This window comes from Pseudomonas sp. GW821-FHT09E12, from assembly GCF_059416085.1.
In genome coordinates, this window is the sequence record NZ_JBWKOM010000012.1 from 182399 (window position 1) to 200814 (window position 18416).

The 18416-nt window shown below is 63.4% G+C and carries 20 protein-coding genes and 2 pseudogenes; 16 read left to right on the forward strand and 6 right to left on the reverse strand.

Annotated features, from left to right (window positions below):
- The first annotated feature begins 20 nt into the window (after positions 1-20).
- The 12 genes from AC07PQ_RS28920 to AC07PQ_RS28975 all read left to right on the forward strand — a co-directional run bounded on the left by AC07PQ_RS28920 (position 21) and on the right by AC07PQ_RS28975 (position 12219).
- Positions 21-1910, forward strand: coding sequence for an anthranilate synthase family protein (locus tag AC07PQ_RS28920; RefSeq protein WP_422121757.1), 1890 nt, complete (start codon positions 21-23; stop codon positions 1908-1910).
- Between the two features lie 2 nt (positions 1911-1912).
- On the forward strand, positions 1913-2749 hold the full coding sequence (locus tag AC07PQ_RS28925) for a PhzF family phenazine biosynthesis protein (protein ID WP_007923184.1): 837 nt from the start codon (positions 1913-1915) through the stop codon (positions 2747-2749).
- Positions 2746-3414 (forward strand): phenazine biosynthesis FMN-dependent oxidase PhzG, encoded by a 669-nt coding sequence (gene phzG, locus AC07PQ_RS28930; protein WP_007923183.1) that lies wholly within the window; start codon positions 2746-2748, stop codon positions 3412-3414. The genes AC07PQ_RS28925 and phzG overlap by 4 nt, the downstream gene beginning before the upstream one ends.
- 111 nt (positions 3415-3525) lie before the next feature.
- On the forward strand, positions 3526-5358 hold the full coding sequence (asnB, locus tag AC07PQ_RS28935) for an asparagine synthase (glutamine-hydrolyzing) (protein WP_493186648.1): 1833 nt from the start codon (positions 3526-3528) through the stop codon (positions 5356-5358).
- A gap of 304 nt (positions 5359-5662) precedes the next feature.
- A complete protein-coding gene (ggt, locus tag AC07PQ_RS28940; protein ID WP_007926260.1) occupies positions 5663-7501 on the forward strand; it encodes a gamma-glutamyltransferase in 1839 nt (612 codons plus the stop codon).
- Positions 7502-7676: 175 nt separating this feature from the next.
- Positions 7677-8177, forward strand: coding sequence for a GNAT family N-acetyltransferase (locus AC07PQ_RS28945; protein WP_493186649.1), 501 nt, complete (start codon positions 7677-7679; stop codon positions 8175-8177).
- Between the two features lie 440 nt (positions 8178-8617).
- Positions 8618-8914, forward strand: a complete 297-nt coding sequence (locus AC07PQ_RS28950; protein ID WP_007926256.1) for a DUF3077 domain-containing protein — start codon at positions 8618-8620, stop codon at positions 8912-8914.
- Positions 8915-9014: 100 nt separating this feature from the next.
- A complete protein-coding gene (locus AC07PQ_RS28955; protein WP_007926255.1) occupies positions 9015-9317 on the forward strand; it encodes a type II toxin-antitoxin system HigB family toxin in 303 nt (100 codons plus the stop codon).
- Between the two features lie 5 nt (positions 9318-9322).
- The gene (locus AC07PQ_RS28960; protein ID WP_007926254.1) at positions 9323-9694 is read left to right on the forward strand and encodes a helix-turn-helix domain-containing protein; all 372 of its coding nucleotides are present in this window, start codon (positions 9323-9325) and stop codon (positions 9692-9694) included.
- A gap of 225 nt (positions 9695-9919) precedes the next feature.
- The gene (locus AC07PQ_RS28965; protein WP_493186650.1) at positions 9920-10732 is read left to right on the forward strand and encodes a MerR family transcriptional regulator; all 813 of its coding nucleotides are present in this window, start codon (positions 9920-9922) and stop codon (positions 10730-10732) included.
- A 107-nt stretch (positions 10733-10839) separates the two neighbouring features.
- A complete protein-coding gene (locus tag AC07PQ_RS28970; protein ID WP_493186651.1) occupies positions 10840-11556 on the forward strand; it encodes a purine nucleoside phosphorylase YfiH/LACC1 family protein in 717 nt (238 codons plus the stop codon).
- 87 nt (positions 11557-11643) lie between these two features.
- A complete protein-coding gene (locus tag AC07PQ_RS28975) occupies positions 11644-12219 on the forward strand; it encodes a hypothetical protein (RefSeq protein WP_087092095.1) in 576 nt (191 codons plus the stop codon).
- Positions 12220-12229: 10 nt separating this feature from the next.
- Here the strand turns inward: AC07PQ_RS28975 and AC07PQ_RS28980 are convergent, their stop codons facing one another.
- The 5 genes and pseudogenes from AC07PQ_RS28980 to AC07PQ_RS29000 form a co-directional block, all read right to left on the reverse strand.
- Positions 12230-12583, reverse strand: a complete 354-nt coding sequence (locus AC07PQ_RS28980; protein ID WP_493186652.1) for a gamma-glutamylcyclotransferase family protein — start codon at positions 12581-12583, stop codon at positions 12230-12232.
- Positions 12584-12598: 15 nt separating this feature from the next.
- On the reverse strand, positions 12599-13693 hold the full coding sequence (gene ddlA / locus AC07PQ_RS28985; RefSeq protein ID WP_493186653.1) for a D-alanine--D-alanine ligase: 1095 nt from the start codon (positions 13691-13693) through the stop codon (positions 12599-12601).
- A gap of 46 nt (positions 13694-13739) precedes the next feature.
- Positions 13740-14219, reverse strand: a complete 480-nt coding sequence (locus tag AC07PQ_RS28990; RefSeq protein WP_493186654.1) for a GNAT family N-acetyltransferase — start codon at positions 14217-14219, stop codon at positions 13740-13742.
- 49 nt (positions 14220-14268) lie between these two features.
- Positions 14269-14376 (reverse strand): annotated as a pseudogene (locus AC07PQ_RS28995) (lysine transporter LysE); the annotation flags it as partial.
- Between the two features lie 5 nt (positions 14377-14381).
- Positions 14382-14480, reverse strand: a pseudogene (locus AC07PQ_RS29000) (helix-turn-helix domain-containing protein); the annotation flags it as partial.
- Between the two features lie 103 nt (positions 14481-14583).
- Between AC07PQ_RS29000 and AC07PQ_RS29005 the strand changes: the two are divergent.
- The 3 genes from AC07PQ_RS29005 to AC07PQ_RS29015 all read left to right on the forward strand — a co-directional run bounded on the left by AC07PQ_RS29005 (position 14584) and on the right by AC07PQ_RS29015 (position 16280).
- The gene (locus AC07PQ_RS29005; protein ID WP_007926241.1) at positions 14584-14925 is read left to right on the forward strand and encodes a DUF190 domain-containing protein; all 342 of its coding nucleotides are present in this window, start codon (positions 14584-14586) and stop codon (positions 14923-14925) included.
- A gap of 67 nt (positions 14926-14992) precedes the next feature.
- Positions 14993-15802, forward strand: a complete 810-nt coding sequence (locus tag AC07PQ_RS29010; protein ID WP_493186655.1) for an AraC family transcriptional regulator — start codon at positions 14993-14995, stop codon at positions 15800-15802.
- Between the two features lie 88 nt (positions 15803-15890).
- Positions 15891-16280 carry a cupin domain-containing protein gene (locus AC07PQ_RS29015; RefSeq protein ID WP_007926239.1) on the forward strand — a complete coding sequence of 130 codons (390 nt, stop codon included), beginning with the start codon at positions 15891-15893 and terminating at the stop codon, positions 16278-16280.
- A gap of 195 nt (positions 16281-16475) precedes the next feature.
- Here the strand turns inward: AC07PQ_RS29015 and AC07PQ_RS29020 are convergent, their stop codons facing one another.
- Positions 16476-17378, reverse strand: coding sequence for a LysR substrate-binding domain-containing protein (locus tag AC07PQ_RS29020; RefSeq protein WP_007926238.1), 903 nt, complete (start codon positions 17376-17378; stop codon positions 16476-16478).
- A gap of 103 nt (positions 17379-17481) precedes the next feature.
- Between AC07PQ_RS29020 and AC07PQ_RS29025 the strand changes: the two genes are divergently transcribed.
- Positions 17482-18414 (forward strand): DMT family transporter, encoded by a 933-nt coding sequence (locus AC07PQ_RS29025; RefSeq protein ID WP_007926237.1) that lies wholly within the window; start codon positions 17482-17484, stop codon positions 18412-18414.
- The last annotated feature ends 2 nt before the right edge of the window (positions 18415-18416 follow it).

The following is an 18416-nucleotide window of genomic DNA, read 5'->3' on the forward strand; positions in this document are numbered from 1 at the left end:
GCCAGACCGCAGCCCACCTCATGGAACGCATCCTGCAACCGGCTCCCGAGCCGTTTGCCCTGTTGTACCGCCCGGAATCCAGCGGCCCCGGCCTGCTGGACGTGCTGATCGGCGAAATGTCCGAACCGCAGGTCCTGGCCGATATCGACTTGCCTGCCACCTCGATCGGCGCGCCTCGCCTGGATGTACTGGCGCTGATCCCCTACCGGCAGATCGCCGAGCGCGGTTTCGAGGCGGTGGACGATCAGTCGCCGCTGCTGGCGATGAACATCACCGAGCAGCAATCCATCAGCATCGAACGCTTGCTGGGGTTGCTGCCCAACGTGCCGATCCAGTTGAACAGCGAACGCTTCGACCTCAGCGACGCGAGCTACGCCGAGATCGTCAGCCAGGTGATCGCCAACGAAATCGGCTCCGGGGAAGGCGCCAACTTCGTCATCAAGCGCACCTTCCTGGCCGAGATCAGCGAGTACGGCCCGGCCAGTGCGCTGTCGTTCTTTCGCCATCTGCTGGAACGGGAGAAAGGTGCCTACTGGACGTTCATCATCCACACCGGCAGCCGTACCTTCGTGGGTGCGTCCCCCGAGCGCCACATCAGCATCAAGGATGGGCTCGCGGTGATGAACCCCATCAGCGGCACTTACCGCTATCCGCCCGCCGGCCCCAACCTGACGGAAGTCATGGACTTCCTGGCGGATCGCAAGGAGGCCGACGAGCTCTACATGGTGGTGGATGAAGAGCTGAAAATGATGGCGCGCATCTGTGACGACGGCGGCCACGTCCTCGGTCCTTACCTCAAGGAAATGGCGCACCTGGCCCACACCGAGTACTTCATCGAAGGCAAGACCCATCGCGATGTACGGGAAATCCTGCGCGAAACCCTGTTTGCCCCGACCGTCACCGGCAGCCCGCTGGAAAGCGCCTGCCGGGTCATCCAGCGCTATGAGCCGCAAGGCCGCGCGTACTACAGCGGCATGGCTGCGCTGATCGGCAGCGATGGCAAGGGCGGGCGTTCCCTGGACTCGGCGATCCTGATTCGCACCGCCGACATCGATAACAGCGGCGAGGTGCGGATCAGCGTGGGCTCGACCATCGTGCGCCATTCCGACCCGATGACCGAGGCTGCCGAAAGCCGGGCCAAGGCCACCGGCCTGATCAGCGCACTGAAAAACCAGGCGCCCTCGCGCTTCGGCAATCATCTGCAAGTGCGCGCCGCATTGGCCAGCCGCAATGCCTACGTCTCGGACTTCTGGCTGATGGACAGCCAGCAGCGGGAGCAGCTCCAGGCCGACTTCAGTGGGCGCCAGGTGCTGATCGTCGACGCCGAAGACACCTTCACCTCGATGATCGCCAAGCAACTGCGGGCCCTGGGCCTGGTGGTGACGGTGTGCAGCTTCAGCGACGAATACAGCTTTGACGGCTACGACCTGGTCATCATGGGCCCCGGCCCCGGTAACCCGAGCGAAGTCCAACAGCCGAAAATCAACCACCTGCACGTGGCCATCCGCTCCTTGCTCAGCCAGCAGCGGCCGTTCCTTGCGGTGTGCCTGAGCCATCAGGTGCTGAGCTTGTGCCTGGGCCTGGAACTGCAGCGCAAAGCCATTCCCAACCAGGGTGTGCAAAAACAGATCGACCTGTTTGGCAACGCCGAACGGGTGGGTTTCTACAACACCTTCGCCGCCCAGAGTTCGAGTGACCGCCTGGACATCGACGGCATCGGCACCGTCGAAATCAGCCGCGACAGCGAGACCGGCGAGGTGCATGCCCTGCGTGGGCCGTCGTTCGCCTCCATGCAGTTTCATGCCGAGTCGCTGCTGACCCAGGAAGGCCCGCGCATCATCGCCGACCTGCTGCGGCACGCCCTCATCCACACACCTGTCGAGAGCAACGCTTCGGCCGCCGGGAGATAATCATGCACCATTACGTCATCATCGACGCCTTTGCCAGCGCCCCGCTGGAAGGCAATCCGGTCGCGGTGTTCTTTGACGCCGATGACTTGTCGGCCGAGCAAATGCAACGCATCGCCCGGGAGATGAATCTGTCGGAAACCACCTTCGTGCTCAAGCCACGCAACTGTGGCGATGCGCTGATCCGGATCTTCACCCCGGTCAACGAACTGCCCTTCGCCGGGCACCCGTTGCTGGGCACGGCCATTGCCCTGGGTGCGCACACCGACAATCACCGGCTGTTCCTGGAAACCCAGATGGGCACCATCGCCTTTGACCTGGAGCGCCAGAACGGCAACGTCGTCGCCGCCAGCATGGACCAGCCGATACCAACCTGGACGGCCCTGGGGCGCGACGCCGAATTGCTCAAGGCCCTGGGCATCAGCGACTCGACCTTTCCCATCGAGATCTATCATAACGGCCCGCGTCATGTGTTCGTCGGCCTGCCGAGCATCGCCGCGTTGTCCGCCCTGCACCCCGACCACCGTGCCCTGTCCAGCTTCCACGACATGGCCATCAATTGTTTTGCCGGCGCGGGACGGCGTTGGCGCAGCCGGATGTTCTCACCGGCCTATGGGGTGGTCGAGGATGCGGCCACAGGCTCCGCTGCCGGGCCCTTGGCGATTCATCTGGCACGTCATGGCCAGATCGAGTTCGGCCAGCAGATCGAGATTCTTCAGGGCGTGGAAATCGGCCGCCCTTCACTGATGTTCGCCAGGACCGAGGGCCGCGCCGATCAACTGACGCGGGTCGAAGTATCAGGCAATGGCGTCACCTTCGGACGGGGGACCATCGTTCTATGAACAGTTCAGTACTAGGCCAGCCGCTGCTGGGTAAAGGCATGTCGGAATCCCTGACCGGCACACTGGATGCGCCGTTTCCCGAGTACCAGACGCTGCCTGCCAATCCCATGAGCGTTCTGCACAACTGGCTCGAACGCGCACGCCGCGTGGGCATCCGCGAACCCCGTGCGCTGGCGCTGGCCACGGCTGACAGCCAGGGCCGGCCTTCGACGCGCATCGTGGTGATCAGTGAGATCAATGACACCGGGGTGCTGTTCAGCACCCATGCCGGAAGCCAGAAAGGCCGCGAACTGACAGAGAACCCCTGGGCCTCGGGTGTGCTGTATTGGCGCGAAACCAGCCAGCAGATCATCCTCAATGGCCAGGCCGTGCGCTTGCCGGATGCCAAGGCTGACGAGGCGTGGCTGAAGCGCCCTTATGCCACGCATCCGATGTCATCGGTGTCTCGCCAGAGTGAAGAACTCAAGGATGTTCAAGCCATGCGCAGCGCCGCCAGGGAACTGGCCGACGTGCAAGGTCCGCTGCCGCGTCCCGAGGGTTACTGCGTGTTTGAGTTGCGGCTTGAGTCGTTGGAGTTCTGGGGTAACGGCCAGGAGCGCCTGCATGAGCGCCTGCGCTATGACCGCAGCGATACGGGCTGGAAGGTGCGGCGTTTGCAACCCTGAATAACGTAGGTATTTGCACGAGACCCGCCTCGTTGACGAGTCAGCCAAGGTGGCATGACTCGCTCAATACAGAGCTGGCGCGGTTCAATGATTAATGACAGGAGTTACTAAATGTGTGGTCTCACAGGATGGGTAGACTATACGCGCAGGCTCGAAGGGGAAGACCCTGCGATTCGCGCCATGACCAATACGCTCGCACTGCGCGGGCCTGATGCGCAAGGCATATGGAAACATCGACATGCTCTGCTGGGGCATCGGCGGCTGGCGGTCATCGACCTGAGCGGCGGTACCCAGCCGATGGTCTATCGCTTTGCGGACGGCCAGGAGGTCTCGCTGGTCTACACAGGGGAGGTCTACAACCACGATGCGTTGCGCGACCAGCTACGACAGGCGGGGCATGAATTTCAGACCCGCAGCGATACCGAGGTCGTGCTGCATGCCTACCTGGAATGGGGCGAGCGTTGCTGCGATCACCTGACAGGCATGTTCGCCTTCGCCCTGTTCGACGGACGCGACGGCCACCTGCTGTTGGTACGCGATCGCCTGGGGATCAAGCCGCTGTTCTATGCCCGGCATCGCGAAGGGCTGCTCTTCGGCTCGGAGATCAAGGCCATCCTGGCTCACCCGGAGTTCACCACGGGGCTGGAGGTGACGGGGTTGGTCGACGTGCTCACGCTGTCGAAGGGAACCGCCCAGACGCCTTTCAGGAACCTGATGGAGCTGCTTCCCGGCCACTTCCTGTCCTGGCGCCCCAATGGGCAGATGAAGATCCAGTGCTACTGGAAGGTACGCCGCCAGGAGCACCAGGACGACCTGCAGACGACTGTGCAACAGACCCGCGAGTTGGTCACCCACGCGCTGGGTTCGCAGTTGTATGCCGACGTTCCCGTGTGCTCGCTGCTGTCCGGCGGGCTCGACTCCACCACCCTCACGGCCATCGCGCAACGTATCGTCAAGGCGAAGACCGGCGGGGATATCAATTCCTTTTCGGTGGACTTCACTGGCCAGTCCGCGCAGTTCAAGAGCGACGACCTGCGTCCCGACCAGGACCAGCCCTTTGCCCTGTTGGCCGCGGAGTTCATCGGTAGCCGGCACCAGACCGTCCTCATCGACAATGAGGAACTGATCTCCGACCTGGCGCGCGAGGAGGTGTTCCGCGCCAAGGACGTACCGTTCACCTTCGGTGACATGGATACCTCGTTGAACCTGTTGTTCAGGGAAATTCGCAAGCACTCCACGGTGGCCATCTCCGGGGAGGGTGCCGATGAGGTCTTCGGTGGCTATGGCTGGTTCCGTGATCCTCAGGTCATCGCCTCCGCGTCCTTTCCATGGGCGTCGCGAGTGAAGTTGCCGGCCGCGTTTATCAATGCCGACTTCAACCGCCAATGCGATCTCGCCCAGTACCAACAGGCGAGCTACGACGATGCGCTGCGCCAGGTCGAACACCTGGCGCAAGACAGCCCGCACGAGCGCCGGATGCGCGAGCTTTGCCACATGCACCTGAAACGCTGGATGGTGATGCTGCTGGATCGCAAGGACCGCCTGAGCATGTGCAACAGCCTCGAGGTACGTGTGCCGTTCACCGATCACCAATTGGTCGAGTACATCTATAACGTGCCTTGGTCGATCAAGAGCAAGGATGGCGAGGAGAAGTGGCTGCTCAAGCAGGCCTGTGCCGACTTCGTACCGGAGGCGGTGCTCAAACGCCGCAAGAGCCCTTATCCGACCTCAGCCGACCTGGGCTACGAACGCTTCCTGCGCCAGAGTGCCCGGCAGCTTCTGCAGGACACGGGGAACCCGGTGTTCGGCATCGTATCCCACGCCTATATGTCCGAGGAACTGCGCCAGCCCGAGGGCCACTTCAATACGCAAATTAGCCGGCACAGCCTGGAAACAGCGCTGGCGCTGGATGCCTGGCTACGTTTGCACGGGATCTCGGTCTGATACGAGCCTGAGGCAGCCACAGGCAGGCCCGCCGGCCTGTGGCTGCCATTGCCGGCATGATGTTTCTACCTTGATTCAAGGCGCCCCGCGCCCCGCGCCTTCAATGCCAAAGCCCAAGCCCCCAGAAATCCCAGCAGCGCCACCGGCCACCTCCAGGCCAGTGTCCGGCATCGGGCCTTGCCCGCAAGCACCGGCAATCCCGACACCGTAGCGCCCAGCGAAAGGGTCAGCATGGGCCCGCTCACTGTTGTACATTCCTCCCCACGGACGACACATCATTTACCCAGTGAACGGAGTTCAACGCGTGTTCTCGACCCTCAATCCGCGTCACCGCCGGCTTGCCAGTTTCTCGCTGCTCGCCGTCGCCTTAAGCCTCGCCGCCTGCAACGCTAGCGCCCCTTCCCACACCGCCCTGCCCCCCGCCCCGGAAATCGCTTCGGGTTATCGCACCGACCTGCAAGTGCAGCACGCCGACCGGCATATGGCGGCCGCGGCCAACCCGTTGGCGGCCGAAGCCGGGCGCGAAATGTTGCGCAAGGGTGGTTCGGCCATCGATGCGGCGATTGCCATGCAAGCGGTATTGACCCTGGTGGAGCCGCAGTCGTCGGGTATCGGCGGCGGGGCCTTGATCGTGCTCTGGGACGGCAAGGCGGTGCGCACGTACGACGGTCGCGAAACCGCGCCGGCCGGAGCCACCGAGAAACTGTTCCTGCAAGCTGACGGCAAGCCCATGCCGTTCCCGCAGGCACAGATCGGCGGACGTTCGGTGGGTACGCCCGGCGTGCTGCGCGCCCTGGAACTGGCCCATGAAAAACACGGCCGCCTGCCGTGGGCGCAGCTGTTCGAACCGGCGATTCGCCTGGCGGACCAGGGCTTCCCGATCTCTCCGCGCCTGCACAGCATGATCGTCGCCGATCCGTACCTGGCGAAATCGCCGGACATGGCCGCCTACTTCCTGCAGGCTGATGGCACGCCAAAAGCCGTCGGCACCCTGCTGAAAAACCCGCAGTTGGCCGCCGTGCTCGAACGCATCGCCAAGGAAGGCCCGAACGCCTTGTACCAAGGGCCGGTCGCCCGGGAAATCGTCGCCAAGGTGCAGGGCCACGCCAACCCGGGCAGCCTGTCGCTCAACGACCTGCAAGGCTACCGCGCCAAGGAGCGCGAACCGCTGTGCACCGACTACAAGCGCTGGCAGGTCTGCGGCATGCCGCCGCCTTCGTCGGGCGGTATCGCCCTGGCGCAGATCCTCGGCACCCTGCAGGCGCTGGAAGCCCGCGACCCGCGTTATGCGCTGCCACCGTTGAAGCCGGCCAAGACCCATCTGCCGGCCGGCCTCGAACCGGCGCCTGAAGCGGTGCACCTGATCGCCGAAGCCGAACGCCTGGCCTACGCCGACCGCGCTTTGTACGTGGCGGATTCGGACTTCGCCCCGGTGCCGATCGCCGGCCTGGTCGCCCCGCGATACCTGGCGCAGCGTGCCGCCTTGATCGGCGAGCGCAGCATGGCCAAGGCCGAGCCCGGCAAGCCCCAGGGCATCCAGGTGGCCTACGCCCCGGATCGCTCGCCGATGCGCATCTCCACCTCGCAAGTGGTGGCGGTGGATGACCAGGGCGGCGCGGTGTCCATGACCACCACCGTGGAGGCGGCCTTCGGCTCGCACCTGATGGTCCAGGGCTTCATGCTCAACAACCAGATGACCGACTTCTCCTTCATCCCCGAAGAGAACGGCCAGCCGGTGGCCAACCGCGTGCAGCCGGGCAAGCGCCCACGCTCGTCCATGGCGCCGACCCTGGTCTTCGACCGCGACAGCGGTGAACTGCTGGCCACCGTCGGCTCGCCGGGCGGCTCGCAGATCATCGAGTACGTGGCCAAGTCGGTGATTGGCATGCTCGACTGGAACCTCGACCCGCAAGCCGCCATCAGCCTGCCCAACTTCGGCAGCCGCAACGGCCCGACCGAACTGGAACAAGGCCAGTTCACCCCTGGGTTGAAAGCGGCGCTGAAAGCCAAGGGGCATGAGGTGACCGACATCGACATGACCAGCGGCACCCAGGCGATCGTGCGGGTACGCGATGCCCAGGGTAAAACCTCATGGGCCGGTGGCGCCGATCCACGGCGTGAAGGGGCAGCGTTGGGGGATTGAGGCCAACGCAGGAGAACCCAAGGGGCTTGCCGCGAGGTGGGCCCTTTTTATTTTTCACGCCGCGCAAGCGCGGGCATGGGTGATGAATGCTGTATGCCGATTTTTCCTGCGTTCTGTGTCTGACGCCGTCTTTCGATCGCTCCTAGCATCAGGTTTTTTGGCCGAGGTGCAGGCGATGAACCCGATTCCCGGCGGTATCGATTTTTCCGGCTTAACGGTGCGCCGACTGGTGGCCGACGACCTCGAACTGGTCTGCCGGCACCGCGAGGCGATGTTCCTCGAAGCGGGAGGTGAACCCGCGGCCCTGCAAGTGATGAGCGACCACTTCCGCCCCTGGCTGCGCGAGCGCTTGCCCGATGGCCGCTACTACGGTTTTGCCCTGCTGGACGGCCAGCAACCGGTGGCGGCCATTGGCTTGATGAGCATCGACTGGCCGCCCCACCCGGCCCATCCGACCCAGGACCAGCGCGGTTATGTGCTCAACCTGTACGTCGAACCCGCGTACCGGCGCCGAGGGCTGGCCTCGGCGCTGATGAAGCTGGCGGAAGCCGAATTCATCCAGCGCGGGCTGAGCTTCGCTGTGCTGCATGCGACCGAGGTGGGCAAGCCGGTGTATGCCGGATTGGGCTGGGCGGCCACCGCGGAAATGGCCAAGGTGCTGAACACAGGCCTGTAGCCGCTGCCGAGCCCGCGAGGCTGCGAACGACCCCGCCGGGGGCGCAGGGATCTTGCGACCGCTGGAGGACCTTCGGTCCTATCGCAGCCTTCGGCAGCGGCTACAGAATCCTTTAGGGCATTCAAGAAATGCGCACATCCCACAGTCACAGAATGTCGCAGTAACAGCGTTGCGACTCCATCTCTTCCCCCCTATGGTTCGACCATCGCTGCAAAACCAGCGAACAGGCTTGGCGGCCTGATAGAATCGAGGCGCACAAGCGCCCCCACCTTTGCAGGCGCTTTTTTTGCGCCCGCATACCTGCGTTATGACGGGTTGCGTGGGAGAACCTTCGGGTTCGCCGGTTGCCTTGATTCCCGGTCCGCCAATCCCGCGTAACCCGTCACCCTGATCTGTTTGGCGGCAGACGGTGATGATTCTTCGAATCAAGGAGGTTCACCATGAAACACACCCTCAATCCGTCCCCTTCCTCCCTGCACACCCTCGGCGAAATAACCTTTGCCAATTGTGGCGAAGGCCAACGTCCGCTGCTGCGGGTCAACGCCGACGTGCCCCTGGCCGATGCCTTGGAACACGCCTCGTTGCTGCTACATCTGGCAAAACAGTTGACCCTGGACGCGGCCATGGAACCGCAGGCGGACCGCTATGCTTGGGCGGCACATTACCTGGGTGAGATGGGTAAAGCGGTGATGGATGATGTGCACACCGCGATGACAGCAGGCGCTGATCGACACTGAGCCACACCTGCGGGACGGGTAGCCTCAATGGCTGTCCGTCCATCGCCTTCCTCTCTCACTCCCTTGCTTAAGTCCCAGGGCGGGACTAGGATTTCGAGCCATGAGGATTATCGCCGTCAGTCATTTGAAGACGTTCTGGGAACAGCACCCGGATGTCGAACAACCGCTTCTGGCCTGGATCGATGAAGCGCGCAATGCCAACTGGTCCAGCCCGGCGCAGATCAAGGACCAGTTTTGCAGCGCCAGCATTCTTAAAAGCCGTCGCGTGGTGTTCAACATCAAAGGCAATGACTACCGCTTGGTAGTGGCCGTGGCTTACCGCTTTGGCGCCCTCTACATCAAGTTCGTTGGCACTCACCAGCAGTACGATGCCATCGACGCCGACCGCGTTGAAATGGAGTAACGAACATGCAGATTCGCCCCATCCACACCGACCAGGATTACCGCGCGGCGCTCAAGCAAGTGTCGGTGCTGTTCGATAACGAGCCCGAACCCGGCACCGCAGAAGGCGACTACTTCGACGTGATGATCACCCTGATCGAAGCCTATGAAGCCAAGCACTTCCCGGTCGACCTGCCCAACCCGATCGACGCCATCAAGTTCCGCATGGAGCAATCGGGCCTGTCGGCCGCCGACCTGGCTCCCGCCATCGGCCGAACCAACCGGGTCTACGAAGTACTCAACGGCAAACGCGCCCTGACCCTGCCAATGATCTGGAAACTGCACCAACTGTTCGGCATCCCCGCCGAGAGCCTGATCAAGCCGGTGAAACCGGTCTGAGCCGCTCCATCCGCTGCATACATCCACCATCACCGCCCTATGCCCTATGCCCTCGTTGTCCACGAGGGCATTTTCATGTGAACTCCATCGCTGTGGGCCCCGAACCCATGACAGGTCCGAACATCCCCCCGTGATAACCAGAAAAAAGAGAAGACGGCCTTGAGCTTGCCCTTGGGTAAACCCCTAAAGTGCCGCTCGACCCTCACCACAAAAAAGGACGTTTGCATGCTCACCATCGGTCAAATGGCCCGCTGCCATGACCTCACCACCAAGACCTTGCGCCACTACGACAGCATCGGTCTGTTCACCCCGGCGCTGACCGGGCAGGACAACGGTTATCGCTATTACAAGCCGGAGCAGATCGGCATCCTCGGGCGCATTGTCTGGTTGCGGCAGCTGGGCATGGGGCTGGAGGAGATTCGTGGGCTGGCGGACAGCGGCGCGCTGCACAGTGTGTTGAGTCTGCGCCAGGCGTTGCAGGCCCATGCCGGTGAGCTGGAAACCCAGATCGCCCGCAGCCAGAACGTGCTCGGCCAGTTGCAGCGTTATCTGGCGCAGCCCGAGCGCAGCCTGCCGGCGCCGCAGACGCCGGTGCGGGTGACGCTGGCGGCGCAGCGCATCATCGGCATGGCCTGGCAGCAGGATGACCAGGGCTCGATTGCCGAGCTGTGGCAGCGCTTCGAGCCACGGGAGCAGGAGATCCAGCGCCTGGCCGAACCGGTCGGCACTTATGGTATTTGCCAGCCCTTGGGCGACGGCCAATGGCGCTACGTCGCCGGGCTGCCGGTCAGCGCCGAGGCGCCCTTGGTGGACGGCATGGTGGAACTGGAAATCCCCGCCCGCCAGTACGCCCGGGTCGAGCATCGGGGCACGGTGCAGACCCTGCCGGAGACCTTCCGCGCCGCCTACAGCGAATGGCTGCCGGCCGCCGGGATGCGGGCCGATGAAGGGGTGGAGTTCGAGTACACCGGGGAGCGCTTTTTCGGGCCGATGCACCCGGACAGCGTGGTCGAACTCTATATCCCGCTGAAAAACTGATGCCGCGATCGGACGAGCTGCCGACCAGTTGACAGGCCTCTGTCAGCAAAAGGACTCATGATCCCGCTATGCTCTGTAGCAGTCCAAGGCAACAGAGCGAAGGTCCGATGAGTTTCCAGGCGCCAGTGTTGAAGCAGATACCGGGCATCCGTCACGAGTTTTCGCGTATCGGGGCAACAAAGCCCGCCAACCTGTTCTTCTGCTCCCAGGCCCACACCGGCGAGGTGGTGGAGGCCAGCACCACCCTGCCAAGCGGCATCATCCGCGGCGACGCGGTGTTCACCCGCACCGGTCGCCCCATTGCGGTGATCACCGCCGACTGCCTGCCGCTGCTGATCAGCAGTGAAGACGCCTCGTGGGTCGCCGCGGTCCATGCCGGCTGGAAAGGCTTGCACGGCGGCATCATCGACAATGTGCTGCAGCACTTCGCCGCCAAGGGCATCGCCGCCCATCAGTTGCGCGTGGCGTTCGGCCCGTCGATCAAGCCTTGCTGCTACGAAGTCAGCCCGGACTTCATTAACACCCTGTCGGCCACCCAAGGCCACCTGTGGTCGCCGGAGCAGACACCCTGGAGCCAGGAGCGCCCCGCGCCACGGCTGCACCCGGAGATTGCCCCGCCAGCGCCGACCCGGCCGGACTCGCTGTGGTTCGACCTGAGCCTCTATGCCCTGAACTTGTTGCGCGCGGCGGGCATCGATGAGGAACAGATCGAGCACTGCGAGCACTGTACCTACTGTTCCAGCGCGACCCTGGCCAGCTATCGCCGCCGGGGCCACCGGGGCGAGGAGAAGTCCTTCCAGTATTCCTGGATCGGGCGGGCCTGAAACCGCATCTTCAGATTTATCGCGATAGGTCCTTGGCACCGCACCGGGTTAATCTTGCACGCCCTGTAGACCCACAAAGGAATGATCGTGTCTGACAAGCTCTATGCCCCGCCTCAAGCCCAGCTGGCCACTGCCAGCGACGTGCAGCGCCCTTTCTACGTAGTGTCCAAGACCAAGTTCATGACCCTGTTCATGCTGACCTTCGGCCTCTACCTGCTGTACTGGGCCTACAAGAACTGGCAGCAGTTCAAGCAGGCCAGCGGACAACCCATGTGGCCCATTGCCCGGGCGATATTCATGCTGTTCTACACTCACGCGCTGTACCGGGCAGCCGATGTCCAGATCAAGAAAAGCGGTCGCCGTTATGACTGGCTACCGTGGAATCTGGCCACCCAGTTCGTGGTGATGTTACTTATCAGCAAAGGCCTCGACGGCATGGTCAAAAGGAATACCGGTTATCCCCTAACAGACATAGCCAGTCTGGCCCTGTTGCCGATCCAGGCGCTGGTGACCTTCAAGGGCCAGCGCGGCCTCAACGAAGCCGCTGGCGACCCACTGGGTGCAAGCAACGACCGGCTCACCCCGCTCAACTATGTGGTTATGGTGCCAGGCGTACTAGTCTGGGCCCTGATGCTGTATGGGCTGTTACTGCTCGTGAAGTAAACCTGGCGCCTCAAACGCTCACATACACCCACGCCTCGATCCCGGACTGCAGCACCACACTCACGCGCTTGTAGTCCGCCACCTCGTAGCTGTCCGCCGCGGCCAGCTCCTGGGCAGTAATGCGAAATACCGTGCCCGGGATCGGCGCGCTGGCCGCGCTGCCCGGGCGCAGGATCGGGTGATGGGTCTTGCCGCTGGTGGCCAGCACCTGGGGGTCGGTGATCTGCACCCAGGCCTGTTCATACCCCGGCAGCGCGTCCGTGCTGCCCTCCAGCTCGCGACCGAAGTTGGCCAGTTGCACGGCCTTGTCCTGCAAGGTGCCGTAGGAAAACAGGTACTGCGACGCTTCAGTGGCAACGCTCATTGTTCACTCCAAAATTCAGCGGCTGATTTTCGATGCCTGGCGCGCCGCATGGCGCTCCAGCGCCAACTCGATCAGGCGGCTGACCAGTTCGCTATAGGTCATGCCCGCGGCCTGCCACAGCTTCGGATACATGCTGATGCGGGTGAAACCGGGCAGCGAATTGATCTCGTTGATCAGCACTTCGCCGCCCTGGGTCAGGAACACATCGACCCGCGCCAGCCCCGAACAGCCCAGCACCTGGAACGCCTCGACCGCCAGGGTGCGAATGCGCTCGCTGACCTCTTCGTTGAGGTCCGCCGGCACCACCACCTGGGCCGCCTGGTCGTCGATGTATTTGCTGTCGTAGGAATAAAAACCGCTGCCGACCACGATTTCCCCACAACCACTGGCGATCGGCTGATCGTTGCCCAGCACCGCGCATTCGATCTCGCGACCACTGACCGCCGACTCCACCAAGACCTTTTCATCGAAGCCCAGTGCCAGCTCGATCGCCGCGTGGTATTCCGCCGCGCTGGTGACCTTGCTCACGCCCACGGACGAGCCCTGGTTCGCCGGCTTGACGAACATCGGCAGGCCCAGTTTGCTTTGCGCCAGGGCAAAGTCGGTGCGCGCCGCGGTGGCCCGGTTCAGGGTGATAAAAGGCGTCACCGCCAGGCCGGCATCGCGCAGCAGGCGCTTGCTGATGTCCTTGTCCATGCACACCGCCGAACCCAGCACATCGGAACCCACGAACGGCAGGTCGGCCATGCGCAGCAGGCCCTGCAGGCAGCCGTCTTCGCCGAGGGTGCCGTGGACGATGGGGAAAATCACATCGACATGGCCCAGCAGTTCCTGGCTGGAGGTTTCCAGCAGTTGCTGGCTGGCCTTGCCCGGCACCACCGCCAGTTCGCGGTTGGACCGGTTGAGGGCGATCAGCGCCGGGTTTTCCTGGTTGATCAGGAAGTTCGAGGTGTCGTTAAGGTGCCAGTGACCGTTCTTGTCGATGCCGATCAGCACCGGTTCGAAACGTTCGCGATCCAGCGCGTCGACGATGTTGCGCGCCGATTGCAGCGACACTTCGTGTTCGGCCGAACGGCCACCAAAAATAATCCCGACCCGCAGCTTGCTCATGGTTTGTTCCTGTTAAAAAAGTGGTTCAGCGCTTGTATCGGACCGCTCAAGCCGGCTGATGTCGCAGGTGAATCAGCGCCACCCGCTCATTTTGTTTGTTCCGGCGCTCTTCGATGGCGAACGGTACGAAACCGAGCTTGGGATACAGCAGCAGGCCCGCCACGTTGTCATTGAAGCAGGACAGGGTCACCTGCGCGGCCTGGTGCTTGTCCCGGGCGATGCGCAGCATCTCGCCGATCAGTTGCCCGGCGACGCCAGCGCCGCGGGCCTCGGGATCGACGATGACATTGCCGATGGTGCAGGTGCCGTGGGTGCCCCATTGATAGAAGTTGGCGAAACCCAGCACCTGGCCGTCCCGCTCGATCACTGTCGAATCAGAGCGCTGGGCAATGGAGTCGCGCAGTTGCTCGTGGGTCAGCGGCCAGGTGGCCGCCGGAAAAAAGAAAAACAACTCGCCGGGATCCCGGGCAAAACCGCAGATCCGTGGAATATCCCGATCCTGCACGGGGCGAAAAGCAAAGCTCATGTCCTGTCTCCTGACCCTGAAAATCCATGGAATGCGCCCAGCCCCGGCTTCAGCGATTGGCCACCAGATGGGCGCCGAACAGCAGGTAGCAACTGCCGGCAAAGCGGTCCAGCCATCTGCGTGAACGACTATAGACGGCAGCCATGAGGGGGGACGCTGACGCTACTCCACCTCGGGCTCATGGATCAACAGGTCGCCCGGCTGACACTCCAGGTATTGGCAGATCGCGTCCAGGGTCGCGAGCCGCAGGCCCTTGACCTTGCGTCGGGCCCGTATCCCGCCCGGCAGAACGACAATGGACATAGCACTCCCGTCCTACCCCCGGGGCTATGCTGAAAGTAATGGAGGCCATTGGAGAACGCTCATGAACGGTTTCCTGGTGATTTTCTTCACCCAGCAAAACCGCCGCTACCACGGCAAAATGCTGGGGGACTGGCTCGTCGACCTGGCCAATGAACTGGGCCTGCGCGGCGCGACCATGAGCACCGCCATCGAAGGCTTCGGCCACACCGGCCGGCTGCACTCCGCCCACTTTTTCGAACTGGCCGACCAGCCCATCGAGGTCCGCTTGGCACTCACCGAAGAGGAGTCGGCCCGGCTGTTCGAACGCCTGGAGGACGAGGACATTGCGCTGTTCTACATCAAGACGCCGATCGAGTTCGGCACCCTCGGCAAAGAGGCCAAGGAAGCCGACGCGGGCAGATGACGCGCTGAAGACAGGTGCGCCTTCCTGGGTTACCGTACTGGCCTGACGTTGTGTCGAGGACAGTTTCATGGGCAAGCCCGCCCCCCGCAAAGACTGGGTCCACCGCGCGCCTCCCGCCCGGGGGCTGGAGCGTATCGAGGCGTTTTTCGCCGGGCATGGCTACGACCTGCATCGTCACGACACCTACGCCATCGGCCGCACGCTGTCCGGCGTGCAGAGCTTCCAGTACCGCGGCGGCTGGCGCCATAACCTGCCGGGCGGGACCATGGTGCTGCATCCGGATGAAGTCCACGACGGCGAAGCCGGCACCCAGGACGGTTTCCATTACCGCATGTTGTATATCGAGCCGGCGCTGATCCAGCAGATCCTCGGCGGCCAGCCGCTGCCCTTCATCAAGAACGGCCTGTCCACCGACCCACGCTTGTTCGCCGCCACCGACACCTTGCTGCGCAGCATGGACGGCCCGCTGGATCCGCTGGAACAGGAAGACGCGCTGTTCGATCTGGCCCATGCGCTGAATGCCGTGTCAGGCGTTTCCCGGCCGGCGCAGCGCTTCGACTATCAGGCCACGGAGCGGGCGCGGGAATACATGCACAGCGCCCTGGACCAGAGCATCACCCTCGACGAACTGGCCACCCACAGCGGTCGCGACCGCTGGAGCCTGTCGCGGGACTTCCGCCTGCTGTTCGGCACCAGCCCTTACCGCTATCTGACCATGCGCCGCCTGGACCTGGTCCGGGCACTGTTGCTGCAAGGCCAGTCGCTGGTCAGCGCGGCGCTGCTGGCCGGCTTTACCGACCAGAGCCACATGACCCGGCAATTCAGCAAGACCTACGGCCTGCCGCCGGCGCGCTGGCTGAAAATGCACGGCCGCTGAACGCCGCCCGGCACGCACAATCGTACAAGAACCGCAGCACCGCGCTGATTACCGTAGAGGCCCGATCCCCTCTTTACGGAGCCGCAGCATGAACCCAGCCAGCACCACGCCCATCACTTACCAGAGCCTGAATTTCGCCTACAAACTCAGCCTGTTCGACGACCACTGGCAAGCCCGCGTCATCGCCGAAATGAACGACTACCAGTTCAAACTGGTGAAGCTGCAAGGGGACTTCATCTGGCACGACCACCCGCACACCGACGAGACCTTTATCGTCCTCGAAGGCCAACTGCGCATCGACTTCGCCGACGGCCAGGTGACCATCAACCAGGGCGAGATGTTTGTCGTGCCCAAGGGCATGAAGCACAAGCCGTACGCCGAACAGGAGGTCAAGTTGCTGCTGATCGAACCCAAGGGCGTGCGCAACACCGGTGAAGAAGGCGGCGAACGCACGGCCGCCAATGATGTGTGGATCTGAGTTCGCAACAGACTCACGTTGCCCTGTAGCCGCTGCCGAACCCGCGAGGCTGCGTTCGAGGACGCAGTCCTCGCCATACCTGCGCATGTGGTTTACCTGGATGAATGCGGCGCCTGGTTTTGCGACCGCTTCGCGGTCGATGGCAGCCTCGCGGGCTCGGCAGCGGCTACAGGGTTGGGGTTCAAAGGGGGGGACTCACCCCTCGGCGCACTGCGCCAGCAGCCAGTCGCGAAACAGCAGCGCGCTGGCCGACAAGCGCCGCTGGCGCACATGCACCAGGTAATCGGCCTGGCCGGTGTGGAAGGCCAGGTCGCTGACGCGCTGCAACTCGCCCTTGTCGATCAGCTCGCGAGCCATGAAGTCCCAGCCCAGCCCGACCCCCATGCCCTGGATCACCGCGTTGAACAGCAAGGTCAACTGGTTGAACACCAGGGCATTGGCCGGCGGGTTGTAGTCCAGGCCGAAGTGGCGGAACCAGTCGCTCCAGTCAATGCAGTTCCACTCCGAGGCATCGAGCTGGATCAGCGTCAGCCCGGGCAATTGCGCCAGACCAATACCGGGCTCGAAGCGCAGCTGCCGGCTGGCGATCGGGTAGACGATCTCGGCGAACAGCGGCGCTGCACTCAACGACGACCACTGCCCCGCGCCATAGAGAATGCCGAAGTCATGCTCGGCCACGCTGGACTCGTCCATGCCGTTGTTGGCATGGATGCTCACGGTGATGTTCGGGTGTTCCTTGTTGAACGCCAGCAAGCGCGGAAACAACCAGTACTGGGCCACCGCATGGGTGCATTGCACTGTGACGGTGTTGCCGTCGCGCCCGGCGCGCAGGCGGGTGACGCTGCGCAACAGCGACTCCAGCTGGGTGCTGACCTCGGCGAACAGGCTGGCGCCGCTGGTGGTCAGCTTCACCCCTCGGGCCTGACGCTCGAACAGCTCGGTTTTCAGCGACAGCTCCAGGGCGCGGATCTGTTTGCTCACCGCGCTCTGGGTCAGGCACAACTCAGTGGCGGCGCGGGTAAAGCTGGCGTTGCGTGCCACTGCCTCGAAGGTCACCAGGGTTTCCAGTGGCGGCAGGTTTCTCGCAAAACGGCTCATAAGACATTCCACAGTGGAATAGGTGGGTGCCTATATATCCTTTGTCCGGCCAGCCGGCAATCGTTAGCCTGCGGGTTCTTATTGATGAATTCCGGAGTCGTCGGTGAAACGCGGAATAGCTTGTGCCGTCATGGCAGGTGCGGTGTGGGGTCTGGTGGTGCTGATCCCCAGCCTGCTGCCGGAGTTCAGCCCGTTGCTGATCAGTTGTGCGCGCTTCGTGCTCTATGGTGCATTCTCCCTGCTCCTGGCTCTGCCCAAGGCCCGCAGCCTGTGGCGACGCCTGAGCTGGGCCGACGGCCTGCTCCTGCTCAAGCTGGCGCTGACCGGCAACCTGATCTATTTCATGCTCCTGGCCAGCGCCATCCAGCAGGCCGGCGTGGCCACCACTGCGCTGATCATCGGTGTGCTGCCGGTGACCATCACCCTGGCCGGGCGTGGCGATCAGGACGCCCTGCCGCTGGCCCGCCTGCGCTGGCCGCTGCTGCTGATCGGCGTCGGTATCGCCTGTATCAACCTGCACACATTGCTGCTCGACGGCGCTGGCGGGCAGGTCCCGAGTCAGCGGCTACTGGGCATCGTCTGCGCCTTTGGCGCGCTGGTGTGCTGGACCTGGTTCGCCACCGACAATGCCCGCTACCTGAAGACCAGCCGCTTCGACAGCGGCGAATGGTCGAGCCTGTGGGGCATCGTCACCGGCGTCTTGGGCGCGCTGATCTGGCTCGGGGCCGACGCCTTGCAGTTGCCAGCGATGCAGATCGAAGTCAGCGAACAACGCTGGCAACAGTTCTGGCTCGCCAGCCTGGCCTGCGCGGTACTCGGTTCGTGGTTCGGCAACCGCATGTGGAATGCCTCGTCACGCCGCCTGCCACTGACCCTGAGCGGTCAATTGATCGTGTTCGAGACGGTGTTTTCCCTGCTCTACGGCTTCCTCTACCTGCAACGCCTGCCCGGTCTGCTGGAAAGCGTCGCCAGCGGCTTGCTGCTGCTCGGGGTGATCTGGGCGGTGCGCCGCCATCTGCCGCAAAGCGTCCACTGAGT

Coding starts and splice junctions, on each gene's coding strand:
- AC07PQ_RS28950 (WP_007926256.1), top strand. CDS start 8,618: ATGAAACACACCCTCAATCCGTCCCCTTCCTCCCTGCACACCCTCGGC.
- AC07PQ_RS28945 (WP_493186649.1), top strand. CDS start 7,677: ATGAACCCGATTCCCGGCGGTATCGATTTTTCCGGCTTAACGGTGCGC.
- AC07PQ_RS28955 (WP_007926255.1), top strand. CDS start 9,015: ATGAGGATTATCGCCGTCAGTCATTTGAAGACGTTCTGGGAACAGCAC.
- ddlA (WP_493186653.1), bottom strand. CDS start 13,693: ATGAGCAAGCTGCGGGTCGGGATTATTTTTGGTGGCCGTTCGGCCGAA.
- AC07PQ_RS29010 (WP_493186655.1), top strand. CDS start 14,993: ATGGGCAAGCCCGCCCCCCGCAAAGACTGGGTCCACCGCGCGCCTCCC.
- AC07PQ_RS28920 (WP_422121757.1), top strand. CDS start 21: ATGGAACGCATCCTGCAACCGGCTCCCGAGCCGTTTGCCCTGTTGTAC.
- asnB (WP_493186648.1), top strand. CDS start 3,526: ATGTGTGGTCTCACAGGATGGGTAGACTATACGCGCAGGCTCGAAGGG.
- AC07PQ_RS28925 (WP_007923184.1), top strand. CDS start 1,913: ATGCACCATTACGTCATCATCGACGCCTTTGCCAGCGCCCCGCTGGAA.
- phzG (WP_007923183.1), top strand. CDS start 2,746: ATGAACAGTTCAGTACTAGGCCAGCCGCTGCTGGGTAAAGGCATGTCG.
- AC07PQ_RS28980 (WP_493186652.1), bottom strand. CDS start 12,583: ATGAGCGTTGCCACTGAAGCGTCGCAGTACCTGTTTTCCTACGGCACC.
- AC07PQ_RS29015 (WP_007926239.1), top strand. CDS start 15,891: ATGAACCCAGCCAGCACCACGCCCATCACTTACCAGAGCCTGAATTTC.
- AC07PQ_RS28965 (WP_493186650.1), top strand. CDS start 9,920: ATGCTCACCATCGGTCAAATGGCCCGCTGCCATGACCTCACCACCAAG.
- AC07PQ_RS28990 (WP_493186654.1), bottom strand. CDS start 14,219: ATGAGCTTTGCTTTTCGCCCCGTGCAGGATCGGGATATTCCACGGATC.
- AC07PQ_RS29005 (WP_007926241.1), top strand. CDS start 14,584: ATGAACGGTTTCCTGGTGATTTTCTTCACCCAGCAAAACCGCCGCTAC.
- AC07PQ_RS28970 (WP_493186651.1), top strand. CDS start 10,840: ATGAGTTTCCAGGCGCCAGTGTTGAAGCAGATACCGGGCATCCGTCAC.
- AC07PQ_RS28960 (WP_007926254.1), top strand. CDS start 9,323: ATGCAGATTCGCCCCATCCACACCGACCAGGATTACCGCGCGGCGCTC.
- AC07PQ_RS29020 (WP_007926238.1), bottom strand. CDS start 17,378: ATGAGCCGTTTTGCGAGAAACCTGCCGCCACTGGAAACCCTGGTGACC.